The organism is Noviherbaspirillum sp. UKPF54 (assembly GCF_007874125.1).
Lineage (GTDB): Bacteria > Pseudomonadota > Gammaproteobacteria > Burkholderiales > Burkholderiaceae_D > Noviherbaspirillum.
The window spans coordinates 1,543,696-1,569,970 of record NZ_CP040128.1; the positions used below are offsets into that span (position 1 = coordinate 1,543,696).

Here is a 26,275-nt window from a genome sequence, read left to right on the forward strand (position 1 = left end):
CGGATCTCGTCCCGGCTTGAGGGCCGGTGGAATGCGGTGCCGTGATTTTCTCGATGGGGAACTGATTGCGCTTGTCATGACAGCGGTGCGGAGATGAAATGGAAAAGCGCATCAATGCAGCAACCATGCCAATTAAATCGGTTCGGACGGAGTGGTGGTGTGTTCCCGGGGTAAACTTGCTGCAAAAATACATTAATGCCGGAATGAAACAAGCCGCATAGGCACCGAATAATTGCACGATCGTTTTCCATATGCGGTACAATGCCTCACCGATTGAAGTTTGAGCTAGCAGTGCAGTATCGATCTGTCATTTCTTTTCTTGCTTCAAAGGATAGACCGGGCGCAAGCCCATTAACTGAAATAGGAATGTAGTAAATGGCAACTGGTATTGTTAAGTGGTTCAACGACGCAAAAGGTTTTGGTTTCATTACTCCGGATGAAGGCGGCGAAGATCTGTTCGCGCACTTCTCCGCGATCCAGTCGAGCGGATTCAAGTCGCTGAAGGAAAACCAGCGCGTATCTTTCGAAGTCACCACCGGCCCGAAGGGCAAGCAGGCTTCGAACATCCAGGCCCTGTAATTCCGGCCTGATGCAGCAAAAACCCCGGCATGCCGGGGTTTTTTCATTTCCGCGTTTAGTTTTCACGAGGCGGAGGTTCATTCCCGCCGTGCCGCATGTCAATGGGGCAGCAGGACGGCGGCGCCGTCGAACTGCCCGGCGCGCAGTTCCGCCAGTGCCCGGTTCGCCTCTTCCAGCGGGTAGGCGACGGGCGCGGTCTGGATATCGATCTCCTGGGCGAGAGAAAAAAATGCATCGCCGTCGGCGCGCGTCAGATTGGCGACCGAGCGCACGCTCCGCTCGCCCCAGAGCAATGCGTAGGGGAAGGAAGGAATGTCGCTCATGTGGATGCCGGCGCAGACCACGGTTGCCCCCTTGCGGGTTGCCGCCAGCGCCGCCGGCACCAACGCGCCCAGCGGCGCGAAAATGATGGCCGCGTCGAGGGGCTGCGGCGGCATTGCCGTGGAATCGCCCGCCCAGACGGCGCCGAGCGAGCGCGCAAACTGCTGCGATCGCGTATCGCCCGGGCGCGTGAAGGCATAGATTTCCCTTCCTTGGCGGCATGCGACCTGAGCAATGATGTGCGCCGCGGCACCGAAACCGTACAGCCCCAGCCGCCGGGCATCGCCGGCCATCGCGTAGGCGCGATAGCCGATCAGTCCAGCGCAAAGCAGCGGCGCGGCATGGATATCGTCGTAGCGCGACGGAAGTGCGAAGCAATAGCGCGCGTCGGCCGCCGCATATTCCGCATAGCCGCCGTCACGGTCATATCCGGTGAACTGCGGCGTGTCGCACAGGTTCTCGTGCTGTGCGGCGCAATACGCGCAGTGGCGGCAGGTGCCGCCCAGCCAAGGGACGCCGACCCGGTCGCCGATGGAAAAACGGCGCACCCGCTCGCCGGCGGCGACGACCGTGCCGACCACTTCGTGGCCCATGATGAGCGGCGATTTGTGCGGGGGCAGCTCGCCGTCCGCGATATGCAGGTCGGTGCGGCAAACACCGCAGGCGCCCACCCGGATCAGGACTTCATCTGCTCCCGGCACAGGGATCGGGACGCGCGCCGCCCTCAGCGGCGCGTGCGGGTGGTCCAGCAGCATGGCGCGCATCACGCCGTCGTGGGGGATTGCGGCATCGGCATCGCTTAATCCTTGTCCGATTATCGATAGCTTCATGATATACCCCGCAATGCACGATTGACCCCTGCCGAATGTGCTTATAGGATGCATCATTGTTGTGCCTTAAAGAAACTATTCGGAGAGAGTTGCGGATGTTTTTCAAATCTTCCAGGGCCGTGCGAGAGCCCGTGCCGAAAGCGGTGGCGTCCGAATCGGAAGTCGAGCGCATGGTGGAGAGCTTCGCCCGCCAGGCTGCCGGGCTGGGCAAGGAATCGGCCAGCCTCAATGGCCTGCTCGACGACCTGGCGGGAATGAGCCGTCGGCAAGCGGAAACCTTCAAGGCGCTGGCAGGCGAGATCGATGCCATGATCCAGGCCAATCGCGCCATCGACGATGTCACCAGGGCCAGCAGCGAGTCGGTACGCCGTGCGCGGCGCTCGGTGGAACAGATCGGCCAGGGCGTGGTCGGCGTGACCAATAATCTGGGCGAAGTCGCGCAGGCGGCCCAGGAAATCACTCAGATTGCATTGCAGACCCGGCTGGTGGCATTCAATGCGTCAGTGGAAGCGAAACGCGCGGGCGAGGCAGGGCGCGGGTTCGGCGTGGTGGCCGATGCGGTGAAGGATCTCGCGGCCAAGGTCGAGCAATCTTCCAAGCTGATCACGACCACCGTCGCGCAGCTGGAAGCGCGTATCAAGCTGCTGGCGGACGATATCCTGGCGAAGGAGGCACGGCAGGCGGGCGCTGCCAGAGGCGATACCTTCGACGCCGCAGTATCGGAGGTGGAGCGGGGCGTGGAAGACATTGCACGCACCGCGCAAAAGAACCTGGCCGGATGCGCCGGCGTGCTCGATTCGGTGCGCGAGCTTTCCGGCCAGGTAGTAGATACGGCAAGCGCGCTGGAGCATGCCAATAAGCAGACCGAAAGCTTCCTGTCGCTGTCCGAGTCCCTGATCGAGATGGTGGCCGAAAGCGGCATCCATACCGACGATACCCCGTTCATCGAGGCCGCGATCAAGACCGCCAGGGATATCAGCGGCATTTTCGAGGATGCGATCGGGAACGGCACGCTGTCGATGGCCGATGCCTTCGACGACAAATACCAGCCGATAGCGGGAACCAATCCCGAACAGTTCCTGACCCGCTTTACCGGCTTTGCCGACCGCATGCTGCAGGACGTTCTCGAGCAGATCCTCTCCTGGTCGCCGAAGATCGTGTTCGGCATCGCCACCGACATGCGCGGCTACATCCCCACCCATAACCGCAAGTATTCCAAGCAGCAGGGCGCAGATCCGGTCTGGAATCAGGCAAATTGCCGCAACCGCCGCTTCTTCAACGGGCGCACCGAGATGACAGCCATCCGGAACACGCGGCCATTCCTGCTGCAGACCTACCGGCGCGACATGGGTGGCGGCAATTACGTGGTGATGAAGGACTTGTCGGTGCCGATCCGTATCAATGGCAAGCACTGGGGCGCGCTGCGCATCGGCTACCAGTTCTAGCGCTGTGCAAAAGAGTCAGGTGTTGCGCCAGTAATCAGGCTGGGCATATGCGTGGCGCAGGAAATCCACGAACGCGCGAATTCGCAAGGGGAGATGGCGGCGTTGCGCAAACACCGCGTAGATGTCGTTGCCCGGCGCGGCGAATTCATCGAGCACGGTCACCAGGCGGCCGGCTTCGATCGCCGTGCCGACTTCCCACATCGAACGCCATGCCAGTCCCTTGCCCGCCAGCGCCCATTCGTGCAGCACCGCGCCGTCGTTGCATACCATATTGCCGGTCACTTTCAGGGTGACATTCTTGCCGTTCTGGCGGAAGGTCCAGCCGCGCTGGCTGCCTTCGCTGCTGATGGGCAGGCAATTGTGCTTGGCCAGGTCGTCCAGCGACGCGGGCGCGCCATGGCGCTTGATATAGGCGGGAGAAGCCACCACCACCCGCTTGTTGTCCGCGAGCTTCACGCCGATCAGGCTGGAGTCCGACAGTGCCGCGATGCGGATCGCCACGTCGATGCCTTCGCCGATCAGGTCGACCACGCGGTCGTTCAGGTTCAGCGTCACTGCCACGTTGCGGTGCTGCGCGAGGAACGAAGGAATCAGCGGCGCCACGTGCTGCCGGCCGAACCCGGCCGGCGCCGAAATTAGCAAGTGTCCGCTGGCGTTCGCGCTGCGTTCGGATACGGCCGCTTCCGCGTTTTCCAGGTCGGCCAGGATGCGCTGGCAATCTTCCAGGAATGCGACGCCTTCGTTGGTCAGGGCAATCTTGCGCGTCGAGCGCTGCAGCAGCTTCACCCCCAGCCGCTCTTCCAGCGCATCGAGACGGCGGCCGATCATGGCCGGCGCGATGCCTTCGGCGCGCGCGGCGGCCGACAAGCTGCCTTTGGCAGCGACGTCGACGAAAGTGGATATCTGCTTGAAATGATCCATGGTCAGGGAATCCGGCAATTTTTACTTAAACGAAATAATAAAGTGATTTTTCGTTTTGGTTGTGAGAATTTATATTGAATATACTTTGCTAGACATAAACTTCACTGATTGCCATGACCATCCATGCCATTGATATCGATGCTTGCGGGGCGTTATCCGGCCTGACCGGATGGAAGGACGTTGTCGAACACCTGAACGGAACTCCACGATGAGCGCATGGCAAATCGCCCTGGTGGGCCTCGCCGCGTTCTGCGCCGGCGCGATGAACTCGGTGGCGGGTGGCGGCACGTTCTTTTCCTTTCCCGCCCTGCTTGCCGCGGGCGTTCCGCCGGTGGTGGCCAACGCCAGCAATTCGGTGGCCCTGTGGCCGGCCAGCCTGTCGGGGGCCTGGGCTTACCGCAAGGAACTGGCGCGCTACAAGCGCTACCTGATCCCCATGGGGCTGGTCTCTTTCGTCGGCGGCATCGGCGGCGGCCTGCTCCTGCTGGCAACCAAGGATGCGACCTTCTCGCGCCTGATTCCTTGGTTGCTGCTGTTTGCTACCGTCCTGTTCGCCTTTTCCGGCAAGCTCTCCCTGCTGCTGCGCGGTGCCGAGGCCGGGCAGCCTAGCAACAGCCCGACCGCGCTGGCCGGGCAGGCGGTGGTATCGGTCTACGGCGGCTTCTTCGGGGCCGGCATGGGTATCCTGATGCTCGCCAGTCTGGCCATGGCCGGGCACGACGATGTGCACGAGATCAACGCGATCAAGAACCTGCTGTCCGCCGTTATTTACAGCGTGACGGTGCTGACCTTCGTGATTGCCGGCGCCGTCAGCTGGCCGTACACCCTCATCATGCTCGCCACCGCAACGCTGGGCGGCTATTGGGGCGCCAGCATTGCACGCAAGATTCCGGCGCTCTGGCTGCGCCGCTTCATCATTGCGGTCGGCTTCATGCTGACGGGGTTCTATTTCTACAAGACGTTTTAGGGCTCTCCTGCCGCTGGAAGTTTCTGGTTGTTAATCGACCAGAAAAAACCGGCACCGGTCGTTTTTTCGCGTGCAGTTTGGGTAACATGCATGGTACCGGATGGTCGGAGGGACTATGTACAAGCTCAAGCTGACGCAAATCGGCGATGCCGTCGGCATCGTGCTGCCGCCCAAGGCGCTTGGCATACTCAAGAGGCGCAGCGGCGAAACGATCTATGTATCCGAGATCGAAGAGGGCTTGCTCATGCTTTCCGCGTATGATCCTGCGCTGCAGGACCAGATCGACGCCGGACGCGAATTCCTCCAGGACTACGGCGAAACTCTGTCGGAGTTGCGCAAATGAACCTGCGCTCCATCGATGCCGAGGCACTTCTTTTCCTGCATCAGGAAAACATGGGAGCGGACAACCTGTCCTGCGACCGAGGCATGCTGAATGCCGCGCTTGCCTATCCGCTGGTACAGGCGGAAACTGCGGCCGCCGACGTCGCCACGCTTGCCGCCGCCTATGCCTTCGGCGTGCTGAAATACCAGCCTTTTTCGAAGCACAATGCGAGCGCAGCCTTTGTCGCGATGGGCCTGTTCTTGTACGCCAACGACTGGCGTCTGTCGGCCGCGCCGGACGAGGCAGCCGATATCCTGCAACGCGCGGCAGCCGGCGAGGCTGACGAGGCGGAACTGGCGAACTGGATACGCGTCAATCTTTAACGTCAAAGCGATTTGATGTAGGAGCGGATTCCCGCCAACAGCATTTCCACCGCCATCGCCGTCAGGATCAATCCCATCAGTCGCTCGAAGGCGGTCATGACTCGCTCGCCGAGAGCGCGCTGCATACGTTCGGCGCTCAGCAGAACCGCCAGCCACACCACTGCCACCAGCGACAGCACCGCAAGGTGCAGCAGGGTCTCCACCGTACTGTTCGACGAAAACAGCAGCACCGTGACCAGCGCCGACGGACCAGCCAGCGCCGGAATGGCCAGCGGGACGATGAACGGTTCGTGCACGCTTTCGTGATCGCCGAATACGCCACCCGGTTGCGGGAACACCATGCGCAACGCGATCAGGAACAGGATCACACCGCCGCCGATGCGCAACGCGATTTCGGACAGCTGCAGCGCGGCCAGGAAGTGCCGGCCGAAGAACATGAAGATCAGCAGGATCAGGAAGGCGATCGCGCATTCGCGCACGATCACGCGCCAGCGCCGCTGCGCGGGCACGTGGGCCAGCGCGCTGACGAACAGCGGCACGTTCCCGAAGGGATCGGTCACCAGCAACAAGAGGATGAAAGCCTGGAAAAAACTCTGGGTCATGATGAGTCGCCGCAAGCGCCGGATGCTTTAGGCGCCGGTCTCTAACGCGTGGGGTGAATAATTCGCGTAGGATGCCACAAACAATACAGAACAATATACGGAGAGAGCATGCGGTCTGTCGAACCAAAAAAGAAATCGCGTCGCAGTTTCATGCTGGGAGGACTGGGCGTTACCGGCGCCCTGATCGTCGGCTGGGGCTTCCTGCCGCCGCGCCAGCGGCTCAACACAGCCCATCCGCTGCCTGTCGCAAACGGCGAAGTGGCGCTCAACGGATGGATCAAGATCGGCCCGGACGGCAGCGTGACGGTGGCCATGCCAAGCAGCGAAATGGGGCAGGGCGTGCATACGGCCTTGCCGATGCTGGTCGCCGAAGAGCTCGACGTGCCGGTGGCTGCGGTGAAAATCGAGCAGGCGCCGATCGACAAAATTTTCGGCAACGTCGCGGTCATGCAGGACAGCCTGCCGTTTCATCCGGCCGACAACGGGCTCTACAAGCGTGCCGCGCGCTGGCTGACCGGCAAGACCGCGCGCGAGCTCGGCATCATGATCGTCGGCGGCTCGTCCAGCATCAAGGATGCCTGGGGGCCGATGCGCGAGGCGGGAGCGGCCGCGCGCGCGATGCTGGTGGCGGCGGCGGCTGCCGAATGGAACGTTCCGGCGGAACAGTGCAGCACCGACGGCGGGGCGGTGACACATCCAAGCGGCAGACGCGCCGCTTACGCGGAACTGGCGGCGAAGGCAGTGTCGCATGCACCGTCCGAGATCCGCTTGAAGAAGCCGTCCGAATTCAAGCTGATCGGCCGCTCGCAGCAGCGCCGCGATTCCGCCGCCAAGGTCAACGGCCGCGCAGGCTTCGGCCTGGATGTCCGGCTGCCGGGGATGCTGTACGCGGCCGTGACAATGTCGCCCGTTATCGGCGGCGCCGTCGGCAAGGTGGACGGAACTGCGATACGGTCGATGCCGGGCGTGGTCAAGGTGGTCGATTTTTCGCGCGCGATACGCGACAAGTTCGGCGCCGGCGCGGGAGTCGCGGTGATCGCCAAATCGTTCTGGCAAGCCAGGCAGGCGGTGGCTGCCTTGCCAGTCGAGTGGCAGCCGGGCGCGCACGCGCATTTTTCCAGCGCCGACATGTTCAGGGAGCTGGAACGGAAACTGGACAGCGAAGCTGGCGATGTCTATACGCGGCGTGGCGACATGGATGCCGGCAAGGCGGCCGTCAAAACCGTCAAGGCTGAATATCGCGCGCCGTTCCTGGCGCATGCGGCGATGGAACCGATCAATTGCACCGCGCAGGTGAAGGACGGCAGGGTGAAGCTGTGGGTGTCGACCCAGGCGCCGAGCATCGCGGTGGACATGGCGGCCAAGGTGGCGGGTGTGAAGGCCGACCAGGTGGACCTCGTCGTCACCTACCTCGGCGGCGGCTTCGGGCGCCGCCTGGAAACGGACATGGTGGCGCAGGCAGTCGCGATCGCCATGGAGGCCGACGGCGCACCGGTGCAGATGATCTGGACGCGCGAGGACGACACGACGCACGATGTGTACCGTCCGGCTGCGATCGCGCGGTTTTCCGCCGCGCTCGACGCCGCGGGCAACGTCCTCATGTACGACAACAAGTCGGCCGGCGATGCGGTGATGCAGCAATTCCTGAAGCGCAACCTCGACCTCGACCCGCTGTCGATCAAATACGAAGTGCTGCGCCAGCCGCTTCCTGGCATGGGGCCGGACAAGACCACGGCCGAAGGGGAATATGACCTGTGCTACGAGTTTCCGAACCAGCGCATCGCCCATGTCATCGTGCCGACGCCTGTCCCGCTTGGTAACTGGCGTTCGGTCGGGCATTCCCACAATGCGTTTTTCAAGGAAAGCTTCATCGACGAGCTGGCGCATGCGGCCGGCAAGGATCCCGTGGCGTTTCGGCGCGGCTTGTTGAAGAACCATCCGCGCCACCTCGCTGTGCTCGATGCGGCGGTCGAGAAGGCCGGCGAACCGGCGCCCGGGCACGCGCATGGCGTCGCCCTGCACCAGTCATTTGGCTCGATTGTCGCTGAAGTGGCCGAAGTGTCGGTCGAGAACAAGGAAATCCGCGTGCACAAGGTAACCTGCGCGGTCGACTGCGGCATCGCCGTGAACCCGGACGGCGTCGCGCAGCAAATCGAATCTGGCGTCATCTTCGGCCTGTCGGCGGCATTGTTCGGGGAAGTGACGATCCGGGATGGCCGCGTCGAGCAGCAGAATTTCCACAATTACCCGATAGTCCGCATGCAGCAGGCGCCGCAGGTCGACACCGTGATCATCAAGAGTGCGGAGCCGCCTGAAGGCGTCGGCGAGCCGGGAACGCCGCCGATCGCACCGGCGGTCGCCAACGCGGTGTTTGCGCTGACCGGGCAGCGCCTGCGCAGCCTGCCGCTGCGCCTGGCCTGAGCGGCGCCTTGGAGCAGTTTTAGCCGAGCGCTTCGTTCAAGCGCGCGCGCAGATTGCAGTCCCTCTGCCAGCCCTGGCGCTCGGCGCTGCCGCCAGCTTCCGCACGGATTTCGCTGTCGCTCCTCGCCGCCTGCGCCGCGATCAGGCGGTCGGCCAGGTTCACGTCCGGCAGCACCGTGCCGAAAAAGGCCACGTTCTCGCCGCGCTGCATCAGCAGGGTCGGGAAGTTCTCGACGTCGATGTCGCCCACCACGTCGGCTTCATCCTCGATATCGATCCACACGAAACGCTTGTCCGGATGGCGCGCCGCAAGGTCGTCGAACGAGCTGCGATAGGCGCGGCAGGTATCGCACCACGCCGCGCACAGGCAGGCGATCACCCATGTGTCGCCGCTGAGCCATTCCGTCAGCTGCGCTCGGGTATTTGGTTGTAGGGTGAGAATGGCCATGGATGTTATTGCGAGAAAAGTTACCGCCAATCGTGGTATGGGCGCCGATATTGTACGGGAACGAAGGTGTCGTTGCCGACATGCAGATGACACGCCGGGACTTGCAATATCGGCATTGTCGTATTGCATTTATCATTATCGCCGACCAGGAAACGGCCGATAAATTCGGCGCATGGAAGCCGCGCCATAGACAGCCCACGGTAAAATATCGTCATGTGTACCATTCTTGCCATCGAAACATCTTCCGAACTCGCTTCCGTCGCATTGCTTCACAACGGGCGCACCTTCGCGCACGAGGCGGCGGGCGTGCAAACCCATTCGCAAACCGTGCTTCCGCTGGTGCAGGCATTATTGACGCAGGCCGGGATCACGCTGGCGCAATGCGATGCCCTGGCATTCGGCGCCGGGCCTGGATCGTTTACCGGCGTGCGCACGGCGTGCGGCGTCGTTCAGGGGCTGGCATTCGGCGTCGGCCTGCCGGTAGTGCCGGTGGTGACCTTGCAGGCGGCCGCGCAGGCATGCCGCGAACTGTCCGGCGCTTCCGACGTGCTGGTAGTGCTCGATGCGCGCATGGAGGAAGTCTATTGGGCTCAGTACCGCTATTCCGACGGATGGCAGGCCGTGCTCGAGCCGGCCTTGTCGGCACCGTCCGGCGTGCTGCCGCAAGGGCCGGTAACGGCATGCGGAAACGGCTTGAGCGCGTATCCGTCCATCTTCGAAGGGGCGCCGTTCAGCCAGGGATCGCATCCTGCCGTGATGCCGCACGCGGTCCAGGTCGCGCAGCTGGCCCAGTCCGAATTTGCCGCGGGGCGTGCACTCCACGCGCGCGAGGCGCAACCGATTTACCTGCGCAACAAGGTGGCCTATACCACGGCCGAGCGCATGGCGAGGGCGGCCGCATGAGCGCGGTGTATGTCGCAAGCGGCGAGACGCCCGATCCGGCGACGATGCGTTTTGAGCCGATGAAGGTCGACGACCTGCCGGAAGTGCTGGTGATCGAAAACGACGTGTATCCCCATCCGTGGACACGCGGCAATTTCCTCGATTCGATGTACAGCGGATACCAGACCTGGACGCTGCGTGAAGCGTCGGGTGCACTCGCCGGTTATTTTCTCCTGATGCTGGCCGTCGACGAGGCGCATCTGCTCAATATCAGCGTCAGGCGCGACTTGCATGGCCACGGCGTGGGACGCCTTCAGCTTGACAAGGTGATGGCGCTGTCGAAGGAAAACGGCATGCAGTCGGTGCTTCTGGAGGTGCGACCGTCCAACCGGCGCGCGCTCGCGGTGTACCAGCATTATGGATTTGTTCAGATCGGCCAGCGGAGGGGATATTATCCGGCCGCCGGCGGCGCGCGCGAGGATGCGATCGTGATGAGGTTCCACCTATGACGTCGAACATGCAGCGTCGCGCCGTGTTTCTGGATGAAATCGGGGTTGGCCCCTTGTGGGTGCGCCGCGATGCCGCGCCGGACGAGGCGTCCCCGCCGGCAGGTGTGGCGGCCGGCAACGTCGAAGCAAGGCAGCCCGTTGTCGAAGCCAAGTCGGCCGCTGTCGAAGCGGCTCCGTCGGTCGCGCCCGGGCGCGCGGGCCTGCCGGAAGCGTTCGACCCGCCGTCGCATGTACCGAGCGCCGATGAAGTCGCTCGCATGGACTGGGCGGCGCTCAAGGCGAGCGTGGCCGGCTGTACCAAATGCGGCTTGTGCAGCGGCCGTACCCAGACAGTCTTCGGCGTCGGCGATGAAAAGGCCAAATGGCTGTTCGTCGGCGAGGGCCCCGGCCGCAACGAGGATCTGCGCGGCGAGCCGTTTGTCGGGCCGGCCGGCAAACTGCTCGACAACATGCTGCTGGCGATGGGTTTGCGGCGCGGCGAGAATGCCTATATCGCCAACATCGTCAAATGCCGTCCGACTGACGACACTGGCCGCGACCGCCCGCCGGCGCCGGACGAGGCGGCAGCCTGCATGCCTTACCTGCAGCGCCAGATCGCGTTGATCCAGCCGGCCGTCATTGTCGCGCTCGGCAAGACCGCCGCCTTGTCCCTGCTCGGCCTCGATCCGGAAACGCCGGTGTCCAAGCTGCGCGGCAGCGTGCATCGTTACGCGGATCGCCCGTTGATCGTGACGTATCACCCGGCATACCTGCTGCGCAACATGGCGGACAAGAGAAAGGCATGGGCCGACCTGTGCCTGGCGATGGCCACCTATGCCGGCGCCGACTGATCGGCCGGCTGCCACTTACCAGGCGCATTTCCACCGCCGCTGGAATCACTTGCGCGACCCGCACGTGCGTGCACTCGCCTGGCTGCTCGACGCGCCGGACCTGCTCGACCCTGAGGCGCCCGAGTGGCGCGGGCGCATCGCTTCGACCGGCACCGTCGATGAAGTCACGGGGCGCTGGCTGGCGGCGCTCGACAGCGATCCGTCCGCCTTGCACTCCTGGCTGGACATCAAGCCCTTTACCCGGCTCGGCCGATACGCGGAAAATCTGATGGCCTTCTATCTGCGGCATCAGGGCACGCTGGTCGCGCACGGCGTGCAGGTTCGCGCCGGGAAGAACGAAACGATAGGGGAATTCGATTTCCTGCTGAGGAAGGGCGGCGCGCTGGTGCATTGGGAATTTGCAACCAAGCTGTATCTGCTGGAGGCGAGTGGCAACGGGCGCCATGCGGATTATTTCGTCGGGCCCAACCTGGCCGACACCCTCGGCGCCAAGGTGCGCAAGATCATGGACCGTCAGTTATCGCTGTCGCAGCATCCGGCGGCAAAACTGCATTTGCCCGAGCCCGTTGCACAGGCGCAGGCGCTGGTTAAGGGATGGCTGTTTTATCACGGGAAAACGCCGTTGCCGGCGATTCCTGCTGGCGTTTCGAGCGGCCATTGCCGTGGATTCTGGTGCGCCCAGGAAGAGTTGCAATGGGTCGCCGGCGAGCACTTTGCCGTCTTGCCAAGGCTCGGCTGGCTGGCTCCGGCGAAGGTCCCCATCGGACAGGCGCTTGGCAGGCGGGCCGTGCGGGAAATGATTGCCGGCCATTTTCAGACGGCGACGACGCCGTTGCTGATCGCGCTGCTGGCGCAGGGCGATGGCTGCATGCTGGAGGTGGATCGCGGGTTCGTGGTCCCAGACGACTGGCACAGCCGGGCTGAACGGCGTGTCGTGCAGCCCGGGTAGGGAAGCGTCCTCCAGTCTCAGTGCTTGTGTTCGCCGATCAATGAAAGCGAATCGAATTTATGCTGGTTACTGGCATGCCTGCGCATGGTCAGGAGCATGGTGCCGGAAACAAACAGCCCGAACAGAATGATGACGATGTTGACGTTCAGGTTCAGCTTCACCATCATCGCGTACAGCATCAGCATGGTCAGCACCGACATGTTTTCGTTGAAATTCTGCACGGCGATCGAGTGGCCGGCGCTCATCAGCACATAGCCGCGATGCTGCAGCAGAGCATTCATCGGCACCACGAAATACCCGGACAACGCGCCGATCAGGATCAGCAGCGGATAGGCGATCCATACCGAATGCACCATGGTCATGGTCATGACGAGCAAGCCCATCGCCACGCCCAGCGGCATGACAGTAAGGGATTTCCTTAACGGTACGATGCGTGCGGCGGCGCCCGCGCCGATCGCAACGCCGACCGCGAAAATTCCTTGCAGGACGGCAGCCTTATCCAGCGGCATCTGCAAGGATTTTTCCGCCCACTTCAGGACGATGAATTGCAGGGTCGCGCCGGCTCCCCAGAAGAGCGTCGTGACGGCCAGGGAAATCTGCCCCAGCTTATCCTTCCACAGCGTGGTGAAACAGCCAGAAAAATCGGCGATCAATCTGATCGGATTGCGTTCCTGGTGCGGATAGCGCGCCCCGGTGTCGGGAATTTTGGTGTTGAACACCATGGCGATGATATAGACGATCATGATGATCGTCAGGGCCGCGGCCGACGGGGTGGCAATGAAGGGAATCTTCATGCTCAACAAGGTCGACGCGACGGTGGGGTTGACCAGCGCGCCGCCCATGACGGTGCCGAGAATGATCGACACCACCGTCAAGCCTTCGATCCAGCCGTTGGCCGCCACCAGTTTTTCCGGCGGCAGCAGCTCGGTCAGGATGCCGTATTTGGCAGGCGAGTATGCCGCCGCGCCGAACCCGACTACCGCATAGGCGACGAGCGGGTGCACGGCGACGAACATCATGCCGCAGCCGACAATCTTGATCAGATTGGTGATGAACATGACGCGGCCCTTGGGCAGCGAATCGGCAAACGCGCCGACGAAGGCGGCCAGCAGGACGTACGAGAGCACGAAGAACAGCTTGAGCAGCGGCGTCATCCAGGCCGGAGAATTCATTTCTGCCAACAGCGCGATAGCCGCGATCAGGAGGGCGTTATCCGCGAGCGACGAAAAAAACTGCGCCGCCATAATGGTGTAGAAACCGCGATTCATCCGCATGTTGACTAAGAACAGTGTATCTCCGGCTTGCTTTATACCATGAAAATGGGACCCTTCCGCGGAATTAATCTGCGCGCAATGCGGCGGTCCGGTAAAATGAAAGCCTACTTGGATCCATCGTCAAACATCCCGTCAATGCCAAGACCGCTCGTTGCTACCATTCATCTCGCTGCGCTGCAGCACAATCTCGCCGTCGCAAGAAAATCCGCACCGTCTTCGAAAATCTGGGCTGTCGTCAAGGCCAACGCGTATGGCCACGGCCTGGCGCGCGGCATGCGCGCGTTTTCGTCCGCGGACGGCCTGGCGCTGATCGAAGTCGATGGCGCCGTGCGCCTGCGCGAAATGGGCTGGCGCAAGCCGGTTCTCTTGTTGGAAGGATTTTTCGATCCAGCCGATGTTCCGGTATTGGCCGCGCACCAGGTGCAGACGGCCGTGCATTGCATCGAGCAGATCGAGATGCTTGAACAATCGCCGGTGCGTTCCCCGATCGATGCCTACCTGAAAATGAACAGCGGCATGAACCGGCTCGGCTTTTCGCCCGAGACCTATCGTGCCGCCTACGAGCGCTTGAGGGCGGCGCCGATGGTGCGCCATATCGGCCTGATGACCCATTTTGCCAATGCCGACGACATCCATAACCCGAGCTTGCCGCTGGACGAGCAGGTGCGGCGCTTTCAGCGCGGCACCGACGGTCTTCCCGGGGATCGCTGCATAGCCAATTCGGCCGCCGTGCTGACGCGCCCCGAACTCGCATGCGCCTGGGTTCGCCCCGGCATCATGCTGTACGGCGGCACCCCCGGCGGCGCCAGCGCTCAGGAATTCGGATTGCGCCCGGCGATGACCTTAACCAGCGAGATCATCGGCACGCAGGAGATCGACGCGCCGGAAGCGGTCGGCTATGGCAGCCGTTTTATCGCCGACAAGCCGATGAAAATCGGCGTGGTCGCCTGCGGTTATGCCGACGGCTATCCGCGCCACGCACCGACTGGAACGCCCATCCTGGTCGATGGCGTCAGAACGCGCATCGTCGGTCGTGTGTCGATGGACATGCTGAACGTCGATTTGACTGATGTGCCTGGTGCGCATGTGGGCAGCAAAGTCACGCTCTGGGGCGAAGGCTTGCCGATCGACGAGGTCGCCGGCGCGGCGGGAACCATCGGCTACGAGTTGATGTGCGCGCTGGCGCCGCGCGTCAAGGTAATCGAGCAGTGATGGCTTCCTGATGGCAAAGCAAAAAACCAACTACACCTGCACCGAATGCGGCGGCGTCTCCAGTAAATGGGCCGGGCAGTGCCCCTCGTGCGGGCAGTGGAACACGCTCGTCGAAACCGTGGTGGAAGCCGCCGGCAACCGCTTTTCGGGCCAGTATCGCGGCCTCGCGCAAACCTCGCCCGTGCTCAGCCTGGCCGACATCGAAGCCATCGACGTGCCGCGCTTCGGCACAGGGATCGAGGAATTTGACCGCGTGCTGGGCGGCGGTCTGGTGGCGGGCGGCGTGGTGCTGATCGGAGGTGATCCAGGCATCGGCAAATCGACCCTGCTGCTGCAGGCGCTGGCCAACATGTCGCGCCTGAAGAAGGTGCTGTACGTCAGCGGCGAGGAATCCGGCGCCCAGATCGCGCTGCGCGCCCGGCGCCTTGCGATCGATGCGAAAGAATTGCAGCTGCAGGCCGAGATCCAGCTGGAAAAAATCCTCAATACGCTGGCCGAACACAAGCCGCAGGTAGCGGTGATCGACTCGATCCAGACCATTTATTCCGATGCGCTGACGTCGGCGCCCGGCTCGGTGGCGCAGGTGCGCGAATGCGCGGCGCAGCTCACGCGCGTCGCCAAGCAGTCGGGCATCACGATCATCATGGTCGGCCATGTCACCAAGGAAGGTGCCCTGGCCGGGCCGCGCGTGCTGGAGCACATCGTCGACACCGTGCTGTATTTCGAAGGCGACACGCATTCCAGTTTCCGCCTGGTGCGGGCGTTCAAGAACCGCTTCGGCGCGGTCAACGAGCTGGGCGTGTTCGCCATGACCGAGAAGGGGCTCAAGGGCGTCTCCAACCCTTCCGCACTGTTCCTGTCGCAGCATGACAGCCAGGTACCGGGCTCCTGCGTGATGGTGACTCAGGAAGGTACTCGGCCCTTGCTGGTCGAGATCCAGGCGCTGGTCGATACCTCGCACGTGCCGAATGCGCGCCGGCTGTCGGTCGGACTGGAGCAGAACCGGCTGGCCATGCTGCTGGCAGTGCTGCACCGCCACGCCGCCATCGCCGCATTCGACCAGGACGTCTTCATCAATGCCGTCGGCGGCGTGAAGATCACGGAGCCGGCCGCCGACCTGGCGGTGCTGCTGGCGATTCATTCGTCGATGCGCAACAAGCCCTTGCCGCGCGGGCTGGTAGTGTTCGGCGAGGTCGGACTGGCCGGTGAAATCCGCCCCGCGCCGCGCGGGCAGGAGCGCTTGCGCGAAGCGGCGAAGCTGGGCTTTTCGCTGGCGCTGATCCCGAAAGCCAATGCGCCCAAGCAGCAGATCGAAGGCTTGAACATCATCGGCGTCGAGCGCATCGACGAGGCGATGAACCGGATTCGCGACGCCGAGTAGGTCGCTCAGGACGTTTCAAAAAGCGTGCGCGCCGCCTGCACGCCGCTGCGCACGGCGGACTCCAGTGTGGCCGGATAGTCTCCTGCCGTGTAGTCGCCGGCAAGCGTAAGGCCGGGGATTCCGGTGCGATTGGCAGGACGCGCAAGTCCCGGATGGCAGGAAAAGGTCGCGCGCTTTTCGGAAATGACCCTGGACCAGCGCGGCGCGGCGAGTTCCGGCCGCATGAAGGCGTTTGCCAGCTGCCCGGCCAACGCATCTGCCAGCGCTTCGTGACCGCCAGCGATCGCTTCGCCCGATGCACTGACAACCACCGCCAGTAAGCCCGCCTGCTTCGCGTCGAGCTGGCCGCGGTCGAATACGAACTGCCCCCACAGCCCGGACGCGCCATTGTCCAGCAATGCGAAGAAGGGGCGCGGCAGGCGCGTGTCCGCCGCATATTGCAGGAAGCAGGTCGTAATTGGCTCGTGCTCGAACGCGGGCAGGGGCAGCGTCTCGGAGAAGGCCGAGAGCAGGCGTGCGGCATGATGGGCCTGGGTTGCGACGACGATCGCGTCGAATTCCCCGATTTCTTCCTTCGATTCGCCGGCGCTTGCCGCAAGCTGCCAGCGCCGGCCGTTGCGAGCGATGCCGCCGACCGTCGTGCCACAGCGGACTTCTCCGCCGTGACGTGCAATATATGCGGCGGCATGCTGAGGCATCAGTTCGCTCAAGTCGACGCGCGGAACAAGCATGTCGGACGCGGCACGGCCCGCGCCGAGACTGTCGCGCAGCACGTTCAGGAAAATTTGTGCTGAGGCCCGTTCCGGCGGCGTGTTCAGCGCCGCGATGCACAGAGGACGCCACATCAGCCGGATCAGGCGGTCAGGCTGGTCGAAACGGTCCAGCAGTTCGGTCACGCTGCAATCGGTGTCGAGCCGCCAATCCATCCAGCGCGCGGACGTCGAAAAACGCGCTAGCGACAGCTTGTCTTCCCGCTCCAGCCCGGTTGCGCGCCAGAGGCCGGCGAGCACGTGCAGCGGCGCCGGCAGGCGCGGCGTGACGAACTGCATGCCGTCGCATTGCGCCGGATAACACATTTGCAGCGGCAGGCGCAGCAGCACCTTGGCGGCATCGATGCCCAGCGTGCGCATCAGGCGCAGGGTTTCGGTATAGGCGCCGAGCAGGATGTGCTGGCCGTTATCCAGCCGCATTCCATTGATGTCGACGCCACGGGCGCGGCCTCCGAGCATGCGCGCCGCTTCGAACAGCACGACTGCATGTCCAAGTCGCGCCAGCTCGACAGCGGCGGCGCAGCCTGACCAGCCGCCGCCGATGACGGCGACGCGGGCGCTGCTAGCCGCGGACATAGGTCTTCCACGCCAGCCACAACTTGCGGATCGGCGTGAGGGAAATCTTCTGGTTCAGCACGTGAAAACCGTCGCGCTCGATCTCGTCTAGCAGCGCACGATAAATCGAAGCCATGATCAGGCCGGGACGCTGCGCGCGGCGATCGGCGCGCGGCAGCAGTGCGAAGGCTTCGTCATAAGCGGCACGGGCGCGCTCGGCCTGGAAGCGCATCAGCTTTTCGAAATTGTCGCCATGCCGTCCTTTCAGGATGTCGGCGGCAGTGACGTTGAACTGCTGTAAGTCATTCACCGGCAGGTAAATGCGCCCCTTGCGCGCATCCTCGCCGACATCCCGGATGATGTTTGTCAGCTGAAAGGCGAGGCCGAGCTTTTCCGCATACTGCAGGGTCTGCGGCTGCGTGACGCCAAAGATGTTGGCGGAAAGGATGCCCACCACGCCGGCGACGTGCCAGCAGTACCGCTTCAATCCCGCGAAATCCAAATAGCGCGTCTGGTCGAGGTCCATTTCCATGCCATCGACAATCGCAAGCAGGTGCTTGCCGTCGAGAGAATAGGTTGTCAGGTGCGGCTGCAGCGCCTTTGTCACCGGATGGGTGGGAGCGCCGTCCAGCATGGCTTTGATCTCCTTGCGCCACCATTGCAGCTTGTTACGAGCAATCGTGACGTCGGAACATTCGTCCACCGTGTCGTCCACTTCGCGGCATAGCGCGTACAGGGCGGTAATGGCGCGCCTGCGCTCGACCGGAAGGAACAGGAAACTGTAATAAAAACTGGAACCGCTTTGTACGGCTTTTTGTTGGCAGTATTCGTCTGGCGACATGGGGTGGCGGCGTGAAATCGGTGTAAAAGGCGCTATAGTAGCCCGGATGCCGCGTCAGTGGCACAGGCTTTCGCCGGACGGTCCTCGGGATCGGGTTGGTTACATGCGGAAGGCACGCGCCAGCATGACGCTCCAGTCCCAGGCGCGCAGTCGTGGCCTGCGCCGGAATACATCAAAGTCCGCCGCTTCGATGCGGTCGAGAATGCGCAGTCCGCCTTGCACGACGAGGCGCAGTTCCCAGCCGATGCGCCCGCCGAGCCGCGATGCGAGCGGAGCGCCGGACAGCATCATCGCGCGCGCGCGCCCGACCTCGTAGCGCATCAGCGCCCGCCAGGCGTCATCGACCGTGCCGGTGGCGATATGCCCGGCGCCGACGCCGAATCGCTCCAGGTCTTCCTCAGGAAGATAGATGCGCGACTTGGACCAGTCGATCGCGACATCCTGCCAGAAATTAATCAGCTGCAAGGCAGTGCATATGGCATCCGAATCCCTGAGATTTTGTTCGGTGGCGCTTTCATAGAGATGCAGCATCAGGGCTCCTACCGGATTGGCCGAGCGCCGGCAATAGTCGAGCAGCGACGAGAAGCTGGGGTAGCGCGTGGTCGATACATCTTGCCTGAAGGCCGATAGCAAGTCGCGCAACGGTTGCAGGGGCAGTCGATGCGCCTCGACAGCCTTTGCCAGGTTCCGGAACAACGGCTGCTCGATCAACTGCGCGTGCTCAATGGCGTCGAGCGCCTGCTCGTATGCCCGCAAGGCTTGCAGGCGCGTTTCCGGAGCAGCATCTTCTTCGTCCGCCAGATCGTCCGCGCTGCGGGCGAAGGCATAGATGGCCTCGACGGCCGGTCGCAGCCGCGCCGGCAACAAGAGGGAGGCAACAGGAAAGTTTTCGTAGTGCTCGATTGACATCAGAATATTAATGACTAAAAAGTCATATGCAAAACATGTTTGGCGTGCTTATAATTACTAACCAGTAAGTCATTAACTGTAAGGTGCATTGAACATCATGCAGGCGCCGCCAGCCGGAGCGGCGTTTTTTTATGCGGAAATAGTAAAGGAAAAAGCATGGCCGCTCCTGAAAATCCATGTCCGTCGATAATGCCGCTGCAGTCTCTGCCGCGCCTTGCATTGCTGGCGCTGTCGAGCCTGGCCCTTTTGGCCGCTTGTTCCAAGCCGGTCGAAAAGGCGGAGGAAATCCGGCCGGTGCGTGCCATTCGGCTGGCAGCAGGCAATGTCGACGTTGCAGCCGAGTTTTCCGGCGAGGTACGCGCCCGCATCGAGTCGCGCCTGGGTTTTCGCGTCGGAGGCAAGATCATTGCGCGCAAGGTAGACGTCGGCGCCATTGTGAAGCGCGGGCAGGTGCTCATGCAACTCGATCCACAGGATATGCAACTGGCCCAGGCGCAAGCCAATGCCGGGCTGAAGGCGGCGGAGAGCAATCGCGATCTGGCCAGGGCGGAATTGAAGCGATACCAGGATTTGCGCGAAAAGAATTTTGTTAGCCAGGCCGTCCTGGACAGCAAGGAAACGGCCTTCAAGGCCGCGCAGGCCAGCTATGAACAGGCGCTGGCCGCCTTCCGCAACCAGTCGAACCAGGCGGGTTACACGACACTCGTTTCCGACGTCGACGGCGTCGTGACCGGGGTCGATGCCGAGGTGGGGCAGGTTGTCGCGCCGGGCACGCCCGTGGTGCGGGTTGCGCGAACCGGCGAAAAGGAAATCGTGATCGGAATCCCGGAAGACAAGGTGGACGTCTTGCGGCGGATGACGGATGTGCGCGTGCGTACCTGGGCCAGGCCGGATGAAATCATCCCGGGCAAACTGCGCGAGCTGTCGCCGGTCGCGGACCCGGCTACCCGAACCTACACGGCGAAAATCGCCATTCCGAACGCGCCCGATCACGTCAAGCTGGGCATGACCGCCTACGTTGCATTTTCCACGAAGTCGCAGGACGCGATGATCACTTTGCCGCTGACGGCGTTATTCCAGGATAAGTCGGCCACTGCAGTGTGGGTGGTGGAGAACGGCGCGGTAAAAGCGGTGCCGGTGCAAGTCGCAGGAAGTTCCGGCAATGAAATCGTCGTGGCCGCCGGCATTTCTCCCGGTCAGACCATCGTCACGGCCGGCGTCAATCTCCTCAAGCCGGGCCAAAAGGTGAAGATCCTCGGCGGCGACGCTGCAGCGAAAGACGAGAAGGCGCTGGCATCCGGCCGCAATCCCGCGCCGCTCGCTCCCGCTGCCTTGAATGCCGGAGCCGGCCAATGAGGGGCGGCTTCAATCTTTCGCGCTGGGCGCTCGAGCATATCCCGCTGATCCGTTATCTGATCGTGGCGCTGCTGCTCGGCGGTGTCATCAGCTACGGCCGTCTCGGCCAGGATGAGGATCCGCCATTTACGTTCCGTGCCATGGTCGTGCGCGCGATCTGGCCGGGCGCCACCGCGCTGCAGATGGCGGACCAGGTGACCGACAAGCTGGAAAAAAAGCTGCAGGAGACACCGTATATTGATCGGATCCGCAGCTATTCGAAACCAGGCGAAACCACGATCATCCTGCAGCTGCGCGAATCGACTCCTCCGAAGGAAACTCCGGGTGCCTGGTATCAGGTTCGGAAGAAGATCGGCGATATCAGGAGCACATTGCCGCCGGGCGTGATCGGCCCCTTTTTCAATGACGAGTTCGGCGATACCTATGGCTCGATCTTTGCGCTCTCCGGCGATGGTTTCAGTTATGCGGAAGTCAAGGACTACGCCGATTTCGTGCGCCAGCAATTTCTGCGTGTCCCGTCGGTCTCGAAGGTCGAGCTGTTTGGCGTGCAGGACGAGAAGATCAATATCGAGTTCTCGCACAAGAAATTCGCGCAGCTCGGCATTCCTTTCGATTCCATCATCGCCCAGCTCAACGCCCAGAACGCGGTGGAATCCACAGGCGTCCTGGTGACCGCGACCGACAACCTACAGGTGCGCGTGACCGGCGCGATGAAGTCGGTTAAGGACTTGGAAGACATGGAGCTGCGTGCCAACGGGATCAGCTTCCGCCTCGGCGATTTCGCCAAGGTCAAGCGCGAATACAAGGACCCGCCGCAGGACAAGATGCGCTTCAACGGCAAGGAAGTGATCGGCCTGGGCATCTCGATGGAAAAGGGTGGCGACATCATCGTGCTCGGCCGTAACCTCGAAAAGACGGTCAATCAGATCAAGGGCAAGCTGCCGGTCGGTATCGAGCTCGAGCGCGTATCGAACCAGCCCAAGGCGGTCGCTTCCTCGGTCAACGAGTTTCTGCGCACCCTGGCAGAAGCGGTCCTGATCGTGCTTGCGGTGAGTTTCATCGCGCTCGGCTTGCACACCAGGCCATTCCGCGTCGATGCGCGCCCGGGGCTGGTTGTCGCATTGACGATTCCGCTGGTGCTGGCAGTGACCTTCCTGTTCATGCGGATTTTCGACATCGACCTGCACAAGATTTCACTTGGGGCGCTGATCATTGCACTTGGGCTGCTGGTCGACGACGCCATCATCGCGGTCGAAATGATGGTGCGAAAAATGGAAGAGGGCCTGTCGCGCTTCGAAGCCGCGACCTTTGCCTATACATCGACAGCGATGCCGATGCTGACCGGCACCCTTATTACGGCTGCCGGATTCCTGCCGATCGGCTTGGCTAAATCGGCGGCGGGCGAATATACGTTCTCGATGTTTTCCGTCAACGCGCTCGCGCTGCTCATTTCATGGGTGGCCGCCGTGCTGTTTACGCCGTATATCGGCTATGTGCTGCTGAAGGTGAAGCCGAAAGCCAATGCAGACGGCCAGCACGAGCTGTTCGACACGCCGTTTTATACGCGCTTTCGGGCGCTGGTGAACTGGTGCGTCGAATGGCGCAAGACCACGATCCTGCTCACGCTGGCAGCATTTGCGCTTGGCGTGTTCGGTTTCCGCTTCATCGAGCAGCAGTTTTTCCCCGATTCCAGCCGGCCGGAGCTGATGGTGGAACTGTGGATGCCGGAAGGTACGGCGTTCAACGCCACCGAGGCGCAGGCGAAAAAATTCGAGGCATTCATCCGCAAGCAGGACGGGGTCGAGAGCGTCACCAGCTACGTCGGCACCGGCAGCCCACGTTTCTATCTGCCGCTCGATCAGATCTTCCCGCAGACTAACGTTACGCAGATCGTGGTTCTGCCAAAGGATTTGCAGGCACGTGAAGCGTTGCGCCTGAAAATCATCGACGCCTTCAAGAACGACTTTCCGGAAGTGCGCGGGCGTGTGAAGTTGTTGCCAAACGGGCCGCCGGTGCCATATCCGGTCCAGTTCCGCATCACCGGCACGGAAGTGGCCAAGGTGCGCGCCATCGCCGATCAGGTGAAGGAAATCATGCGCGCCAATCCGAACGCGATCGGCGTCAACGACAACTGGAACGAGGCGGTGAAGGTGTTGCGCCTTGATCTCGACCAGGACAAGTTGCGCGCGCTCGGCGTCAGTTCGCAGGTGTTGATGCGCACGGCAAACACCATCCTGACCGGCACCACCATCGGCCAGTTCCGCGAAGAGAACAAGCTGATCGATATCGTGGTCCGCCAACCCGTCGAGGAGCGTTCGACCATTTCCGCGCTCAACGAAGCCAATATCCAGACCGCGAGTGGCCGTGCGGTGCCGCTGGCGCAGGTGGCGCGCGCCCATTTCGTCTGGGAGCCGGGCGTGGTGTGGCGCGAAGGGCGGGAATGGGCGATTACCGTGCAATCCGATGTGGTCGATGGCATTCAGGGGCCGACGGTGTCGAGCCAGATTAATCCGAAACTTGATCTGTTGCGCGCCGAACTGCCCGCCGGCTACGCGATCGAACTTGCCGGCGCCGCGGCCGACAGCGGCAAGGCGCAGCAATCGATTGCCGCCAATGTGCCCTTGGTGATCTTCATCATTTTCACGCTGTTGATGCTCCAGTTGCACAGCTTCTCGCGCGCGCTGCTGGTATTCCTGACTGGGCCGCTCGGCGTGGCCGGCGCCGCGATGGCATTGTTGATCCTGCATCGTCCGTTCGGGTTTGTCGCGCAACTGGGCGTGATCGCGCTATTCGGCATGATCATCCGAAATTCCGTGATCCTGATCGATCAGATCGAGCACGACATCCGTGAAGGCGTGGCGCCCTGGAATGCGATCGTGGAATCCGCTGTACGCCGTTTCCGCCCGATTATCCTGACGGCGGCGGCGGCCGTGCTGGCGATGATCCCTTTGTCGCGCTCCGTTTTCTGGGGGCCCATGGCGGTCGCCATCATGGGCGGCCTGATCATTGCGACCGCGTTGACGCTACTCTTTTTGCCGGCGCTGTATGCCGCATGGTTCCGAGTGAAGAAGCCGGAGCCGGAGATTGCGGTCATCCCGTAAGCGCCGTCCGGAAGGGCTCGCCCGTAGCCAAAGCGAGGTGTCCGCCTGTCCCGCGAAAAATCGGGACAGGCGGCACAAAAATCCAGTAAAATGCCGGGTTGAAGTTGAAGAGCTACTAACAAAGACAGGGCGACCGGATATTCACTTCAGGGTCGCCCTTTGCTTTTGTGCAAAATCAACGCAAATAAAATTGCAAAATCCCGCGAGGATGGCGAAATTGGTAGACGCACCAGGTTTAGGTCCTGACGCCAGCAATGGTGTGGGGGTTCGAGTCCCCCTCCTCGCACCACAGAATATTAATTTTTGGGACGATTCTCATGGCAACTGCAGTCGAAACCTTGGAAAAACTCGAGCGCCGCATCACCATCAAGCTGCCGGTGGCAGACGTGCAGGCGGAAGTTGAAAAACGTTTGAAAGTTCGTGCCCGCACCGCGAAGGCGCCTGGCTTCCGTCCGGGCAAGGTGCCGATGAAGATGGTCGCGCAGCAGTACGGCTATCAGGTTGAGACTGAAGTATTGAACGATAAGGTCGGCCGCGCTTTCAGCGAGGCTGCCAGCGAAAACAACCTGCGCGTGGCCGGCTATCCGAAGATCGAGCCGAAGTCTGGCGACGGCGTGGGCGAAGGCGAAGTCGCGTTCGACGCAACGTTTGAAGTCTACCCGGAAGTCAAGATCGGCGACCTGTCCGGTGTCGAAGTCGAAAAGGTTACGAGCGCCGTCACCGATGCGGAAATCGACAAGACCATCGATATCCTGCGCAAGCAGCGCGTGCATTATCACGTCAAGGGCGAGCAGGGCGCGCACGGCGACGGAGGTGCCGACCAGACGGCCCAAAGCGGCGATCGCGTGACGCTGGATTTTGTCGGCAAGATCGACGGCGTGGAGTTCCAGGGCGGTAAGGCCGAGGATTTCACCTTCGTGCTTGGCGAAGGGCGCATGCTGCCGGAATTCGAGGCGGCCGCAACGGGCTTGAAGGTCGGCGATTCCAAGACCTTCCCGCTGACCTTCCCGGTTGATTACCATGGCAAGGAAGTTGCAGGCAAGACGGCCGAATTCACCATCACGATCAAGAAGCTCGAATGGGCGCACCTGCCGGAGGTCGACGCCGAGTTCGCGAAGTCGCTCGGCATCGCCGACGGAGATCTGTCCAAGATGCGCGCGGACATCAAGCAAAATCTTGAACGTGAAGTGAATAACCGTGTCAAAGCCAAGACCAAGGACAGCGTGATGAACGCGCTGATCAATGTGTCCGAACTCGATGTCCCGAACGCGCTGGTTGAGCAGGATGTGGACCGTCTGATCGAAATGGCGCGTCAAGACATGGCACAGCGCGGCATGAAGGTCAACGACATGCCGTTCCCGCGTGAACTGTTTACCTCCCAGGCGGAACGCCGGGTTCGCCTCGGCCTGATCCTGGCTGAGGTTGTCAAGGCAAACAAGCTCGAAGCAACGCCGGAACAGGTGAAGACCCAGGTTGAAGAGTTCGCGCAAAGCTACGAAGATCCGCAACAGGTTCTGAAGTACTATTATGCAGACCGCCGTCGTCTGGCCGAGGTCGAAGCCCTTGTTTTGGAAGAAAACGTCGTTAACTATGTGCTTGGTAAGGCGAAGGTGAGCGACAAGCCGGTTTCGTTCGACGAATTGATGGGCAATACCGCGCAAGCCTAATCGGCTTGTGCGTACTCCTTGAGGAAAGCACATGTCAGGCATGATGAGAAATTCAGCACTGGATACCGACATGCTCGGTATGGTGCCGATGGTGATTGAGCAAAGCGGGCGCGGCGAGCGCGCATACGATATCTACTCGCGCCTGCTGAAGGAGCGCGTGATTTTTCTGGTTGGTCCCGTCAATGATCACTCGGCCAACCTGATCGTCGCGCAAATGCTCTTCCTGGAAAGCGAGAATCCGGACAAGGATATTTCGTTGTACATCAATTCCCCGGGGGGCTCGGTTTCGGCAGGCATGGCAATTTTCGACACCATGCAATTCATCAAGCCGGACGTCTCTACTCTGTGCACTGGTTTGGCAGCGTCGATGGGCGCTTTCCTGCTAGCCGCCGGGGCGAAGGGTAAGAGGTTCTCGCTGCCGAATTCCAGGATCATGATTCATCAACCCTTGGGCGGCGCCCAAGGCCAGGCGGCAGACATCGAAATCCAGGCGCGCGAAATTCTTTACCTGCGTGATCGGCTGAACCACATTTTGGCTGAAAAAACCGGCCGCACTGTGGAACAAATCAGCAAGGATACAGACAGAGATAACTTCATGTCCGCTGCGGAAGCGGCAGAATATGGAATGATTGATAAGGTGCTGACCAGCCGCGCCTAAGGTGCCTGTCCATGCGTAAAACGCCCGGACGCACCGCGTTCGGGCGTTTTGTTTTATAGCGACGAAATTTGTCAACTTTGCTCTAAATTCTTGAGCGCTGTCGTGACGAATTGGGATTTCGCAGGTAATATCGGATTCATAC

The 26,275-nt window shown here is 62.0% G+C and carries 25 protein-coding genes and 1 tRNA gene; 18 read left to right on the top strand and 8 right to left on the bottom strand.

Annotated elements, in window-relative coordinates:
• The first annotated feature begins 98 nt into the window (after window positions 1-98).
• Both FAY22_RS22535 and FAY22_RS07230 read left to right on the top strand, forming a co-directional pair.
• Window positions 99-221 carry a hypothetical protein gene (locus tag FAY22_RS22535; RefSeq protein WP_256377361.1) on the top strand — a complete coding sequence of 41 codons (123 nt, stop codon included), beginning with the start codon at window positions 99-101 and terminating at the stop codon, window positions 219-221.
• A 154-nt stretch (window positions 222-375) separates the two neighbouring features.
• The gene (locus FAY22_RS07230) at window positions 376-579 is read left to right on the top strand and encodes a cold-shock protein (protein WP_146329587.1); all 204 of its coding nucleotides are present in this window, start codon (window positions 376-378) and stop codon (window positions 577-579) included.
• Between the two features lie 98 nt (window positions 580-677).
• Here FAY22_RS07230 and FAY22_RS07235 read toward each other — a convergent pair whose 3' ends face one another.
• Window positions 678-1,664, bottom strand: coding sequence for a zinc-dependent alcohol dehydrogenase family protein (locus FAY22_RS07235; RefSeq protein WP_146333325.1), 987 nt, complete (start codon window positions 1,662-1,664; stop codon window positions 678-680).
• A gap of 197 nt (window positions 1,665-1,861) precedes the next feature.
• Between FAY22_RS07235 and FAY22_RS07240 the strand changes: the two genes are divergently transcribed.
• Window positions 1,862-3,175, top strand: coding sequence for a methyl-accepting chemotaxis protein (locus FAY22_RS07240; protein ID WP_168204789.1), 1,314 nt, complete (start codon window positions 1,862-1,864; stop codon window positions 3,173-3,175).
• A 15-nt stretch (window positions 3,176-3,190) separates the two neighbouring features.
• Here FAY22_RS07240 and FAY22_RS07245 read toward each other — a convergent pair whose 3' ends face one another.
• Window positions 3,191-4,096, bottom strand: a complete 906-nt coding sequence (locus FAY22_RS07245; RefSeq protein ID WP_146329589.1) for a LysR family transcriptional regulator — start codon at window positions 4,094-4,096, stop codon at window positions 3,191-3,193.
• A 208-nt stretch (window positions 4,097-4,304) separates the two neighbouring features.
• On the opposite strand from FAY22_RS07245, the gene FAY22_RS07250 reads away from it, so the two are divergent.
• From FAY22_RS07250 to FAY22_RS07260, 3 genes are all read left to right on the top strand, one after another.
• A complete protein-coding gene (locus FAY22_RS07250) occupies window positions 4,305-5,063 on the top strand; it encodes a sulfite exporter TauE/SafE family protein (protein WP_146329590.1) in 759 nt (252 codons plus the stop codon).
• 115 nt (window positions 5,064-5,178) lie between these two features.
• Window positions 5,179-5,406, top strand: coding sequence for an AbrB/MazE/SpoVT family DNA-binding domain-containing protein (locus FAY22_RS07255; protein WP_146329591.1), 228 nt, complete (start codon window positions 5,179-5,181; stop codon window positions 5,404-5,406).
• Window positions 5,403-5,768 carry a type II toxin-antitoxin system death-on-curing family toxin gene (locus FAY22_RS07260; RefSeq protein ID WP_146329592.1) on the top strand — a complete coding sequence of 122 codons (366 nt, stop codon included), beginning with the start codon at window positions 5,403-5,405 and terminating at the stop codon, window positions 5,766-5,768. The genes FAY22_RS07255 and FAY22_RS07260 overlap by 4 nt, the downstream gene beginning before the upstream one ends.
• A gap of 2 nt (window positions 5,769-5,770) precedes the next feature.
• Here FAY22_RS07260 and FAY22_RS07265 read toward each other — a convergent pair whose 3' ends face one another.
• A complete protein-coding gene (locus tag FAY22_RS07265; RefSeq protein ID WP_146329593.1) occupies window positions 5,771-6,370 on the bottom strand; it encodes a MarC family protein in 600 nt (199 codons plus the stop codon).
• Between the two features lie 108 nt (window positions 6,371-6,478).
• Between FAY22_RS07265 and FAY22_RS07270 the strand changes: the two genes are divergently transcribed.
• A complete protein-coding gene (locus tag FAY22_RS07270) occupies window positions 6,479-8,791 on the top strand; it encodes a xanthine dehydrogenase family protein molybdopterin-binding subunit (RefSeq protein ID WP_146329594.1) in 2,313 nt (770 codons plus the stop codon).
• 19 nt (window positions 8,792-8,810) lie between these two features.
• On the opposite strand, the gene FAY22_RS07275 is transcribed toward FAY22_RS07270, so the two are convergent.
• Window positions 8,811-9,239 (bottom strand): thioredoxin family protein, encoded by a 429-nt coding sequence (locus tag FAY22_RS07275; RefSeq protein ID WP_146329595.1) that lies wholly within the window; start codon window positions 9,237-9,239, stop codon window positions 8,811-8,813.
• A gap of 213 nt (window positions 9,240-9,452) precedes the next feature.
• Between FAY22_RS07275 and tsaB the strand changes: the two genes are divergently transcribed.
• Genes tsaB through FAY22_RS07295 form a run of 4 tightly spaced genes read left to right on the top strand, consistent with a single transcriptional unit; the run spans window position 9,453 to window position 12,409 of the window.
• A complete protein-coding gene (gene tsaB / locus FAY22_RS07280; RefSeq protein WP_146329596.1) occupies window positions 9,453-10,142 on the top strand; it encodes a tRNA (adenosine(37)-N6)-threonylcarbamoyltransferase complex dimerization subunit type 1 TsaB in 690 nt (229 codons plus the stop codon).
• Window positions 10,139-10,630: a ribosomal protein S18-alanine N-acetyltransferase gene (gene rimI / locus FAY22_RS07285; protein ID WP_246860691.1), complete on the top strand. Its 492-nt coding sequence runs from the start codon at window positions 10,139-10,141 to the stop codon at window positions 10,628-10,630. The genes tsaB and rimI overlap by 4 nt, the downstream gene beginning before the upstream one ends.
• Window positions 10,627-11,460 carry a uracil-DNA glycosylase family protein gene (locus FAY22_RS07290; protein WP_146329597.1) on the top strand — a complete coding sequence of 278 codons (834 nt, stop codon included), beginning with the start codon at window positions 10,627-10,629 and terminating at the stop codon, window positions 11,458-11,460. Before rimI ends, FAY22_RS07290 begins: the two co-directional genes overlap by 4 nt.
• Window positions 11,444-12,409, top strand: a complete 966-nt coding sequence (locus tag FAY22_RS07295; RefSeq protein ID WP_146329598.1) for a DUF1853 family protein — start codon at window positions 11,444-11,446, stop codon at window positions 12,407-12,409. The genes FAY22_RS07290 and FAY22_RS07295 overlap by 17 nt, the downstream gene beginning before the upstream one ends.
• Before the next feature lie 17 nt (window positions 12,410-12,426).
• Here FAY22_RS07295 and lplT read toward each other — a convergent pair whose 3' ends face one another.
• Entirely contained in the window at window positions 12,427-13,677 is a 1,251-nt protein-coding gene (gene lplT, locus FAY22_RS07300) for a lysophospholipid transporter LplT (RefSeq protein WP_146329599.1), read from the bottom strand.
• Between the two features lie 141 nt (window positions 13,678-13,818).
• Between lplT and alr the strand changes: the two genes are divergently transcribed.
• Both alr and radA read left to right on the top strand, forming a co-directional pair.
• On the top strand, window positions 13,819-14,895 hold the full coding sequence (gene alr, locus FAY22_RS07305) for an alanine racemase (RefSeq protein ID WP_146329600.1): 1,077 nt from the start codon (window positions 13,819-13,821) through the stop codon (window positions 14,893-14,895).
• Window positions 14,896-14,905: 10 nt separating this feature from the next.
• Entirely contained in the window at window positions 14,906-16,276 is a 1,371-nt protein-coding gene (radA, locus tag FAY22_RS07310) for a DNA repair protein RadA (RefSeq protein WP_146329601.1), read from the top strand.
• 5 nt (window positions 16,277-16,281) lie between these two features.
• On the opposite strand, the gene hpnE is transcribed toward radA, so the two are convergent.
• From hpnE to hpnC, 3 genes are all read right to left on the bottom strand, one after another.
• The gene (hpnE, locus tag FAY22_RS07315; protein WP_146329602.1) at window positions 16,282-17,622 is read right to left on the bottom strand and encodes a hydroxysqualene dehydroxylase HpnE; all 1,341 of its coding nucleotides are present in this window, start codon (window positions 17,620-17,622) and stop codon (window positions 16,282-16,284) included.
• Window positions 17,609-18,442 carry a presqualene diphosphate synthase HpnD gene (hpnD, locus tag FAY22_RS07320; RefSeq protein WP_146329603.1) on the bottom strand — a complete coding sequence of 278 codons (834 nt, stop codon included), beginning with the start codon at window positions 18,440-18,442 and terminating at the stop codon, window positions 17,609-17,611. The genes hpnE and hpnD overlap by 14 nt, the downstream gene beginning before the upstream one ends.
• Window positions 18,443-18,541: 99 nt before the next feature.
• Complete coding sequence (gene hpnC / locus FAY22_RS07325; protein ID WP_146329604.1) at window positions 18,542-19,351, bottom strand: squalene synthase HpnC; 810 nt, start codon at window positions 19,349-19,351, stop codon at window positions 18,542-18,544.
• A gap of 156 nt (window positions 19,352-19,507) precedes the next feature.
• On the opposite strand from hpnC, the gene FAY22_RS07330 reads away from it, so the two are divergent.
• The 5 genes from FAY22_RS07330 (at window position 19,508) to clpP (ending at window position 26,133) form a co-directional block, all read left to right on the top strand.
• Window positions 19,508-20,707 carry an efflux RND transporter periplasmic adaptor subunit gene (locus FAY22_RS07330; RefSeq protein ID WP_246860692.1) on the top strand — a complete coding sequence of 400 codons (1,200 nt, stop codon included), beginning with the start codon at window positions 19,508-19,510 and terminating at the stop codon, window positions 20,705-20,707.
• Window positions 20,704-23,808, top strand: a complete 3,105-nt coding sequence (locus FAY22_RS07335) for an efflux RND transporter permease subunit (protein ID WP_146329605.1) — start codon at window positions 20,704-20,706, stop codon at window positions 23,806-23,808. Before FAY22_RS07330 ends, FAY22_RS07335 begins: the two co-directional genes overlap by 4 nt.
• Window positions 23,809-24,010: 202 nt before the next feature.
• A tRNA-Leu gene (locus FAY22_RS07340) sits at window positions 24,011-24,097 on the top strand.
• A 28-nt stretch (window positions 24,098-24,125) separates the two neighbouring features.
• Window positions 24,126-25,475 (top strand): trigger factor, encoded by a 1,350-nt coding sequence (gene tig, locus FAY22_RS07345; RefSeq protein ID WP_146329606.1) that lies wholly within the window; start codon window positions 24,126-24,128, stop codon window positions 25,473-25,475.
• A 31-nt stretch (window positions 25,476-25,506) separates the two neighbouring features.
• The gene (gene clpP / locus FAY22_RS07350) at window positions 25,507-26,133 is read left to right on the top strand and encodes an ATP-dependent Clp endopeptidase proteolytic subunit ClpP (RefSeq protein WP_146329607.1); all 627 of its coding nucleotides are present in this window, start codon (window positions 25,507-25,509) and stop codon (window positions 26,131-26,133) included.
• Window positions 26,134-26,275 lie beyond the last annotated feature (142 nt).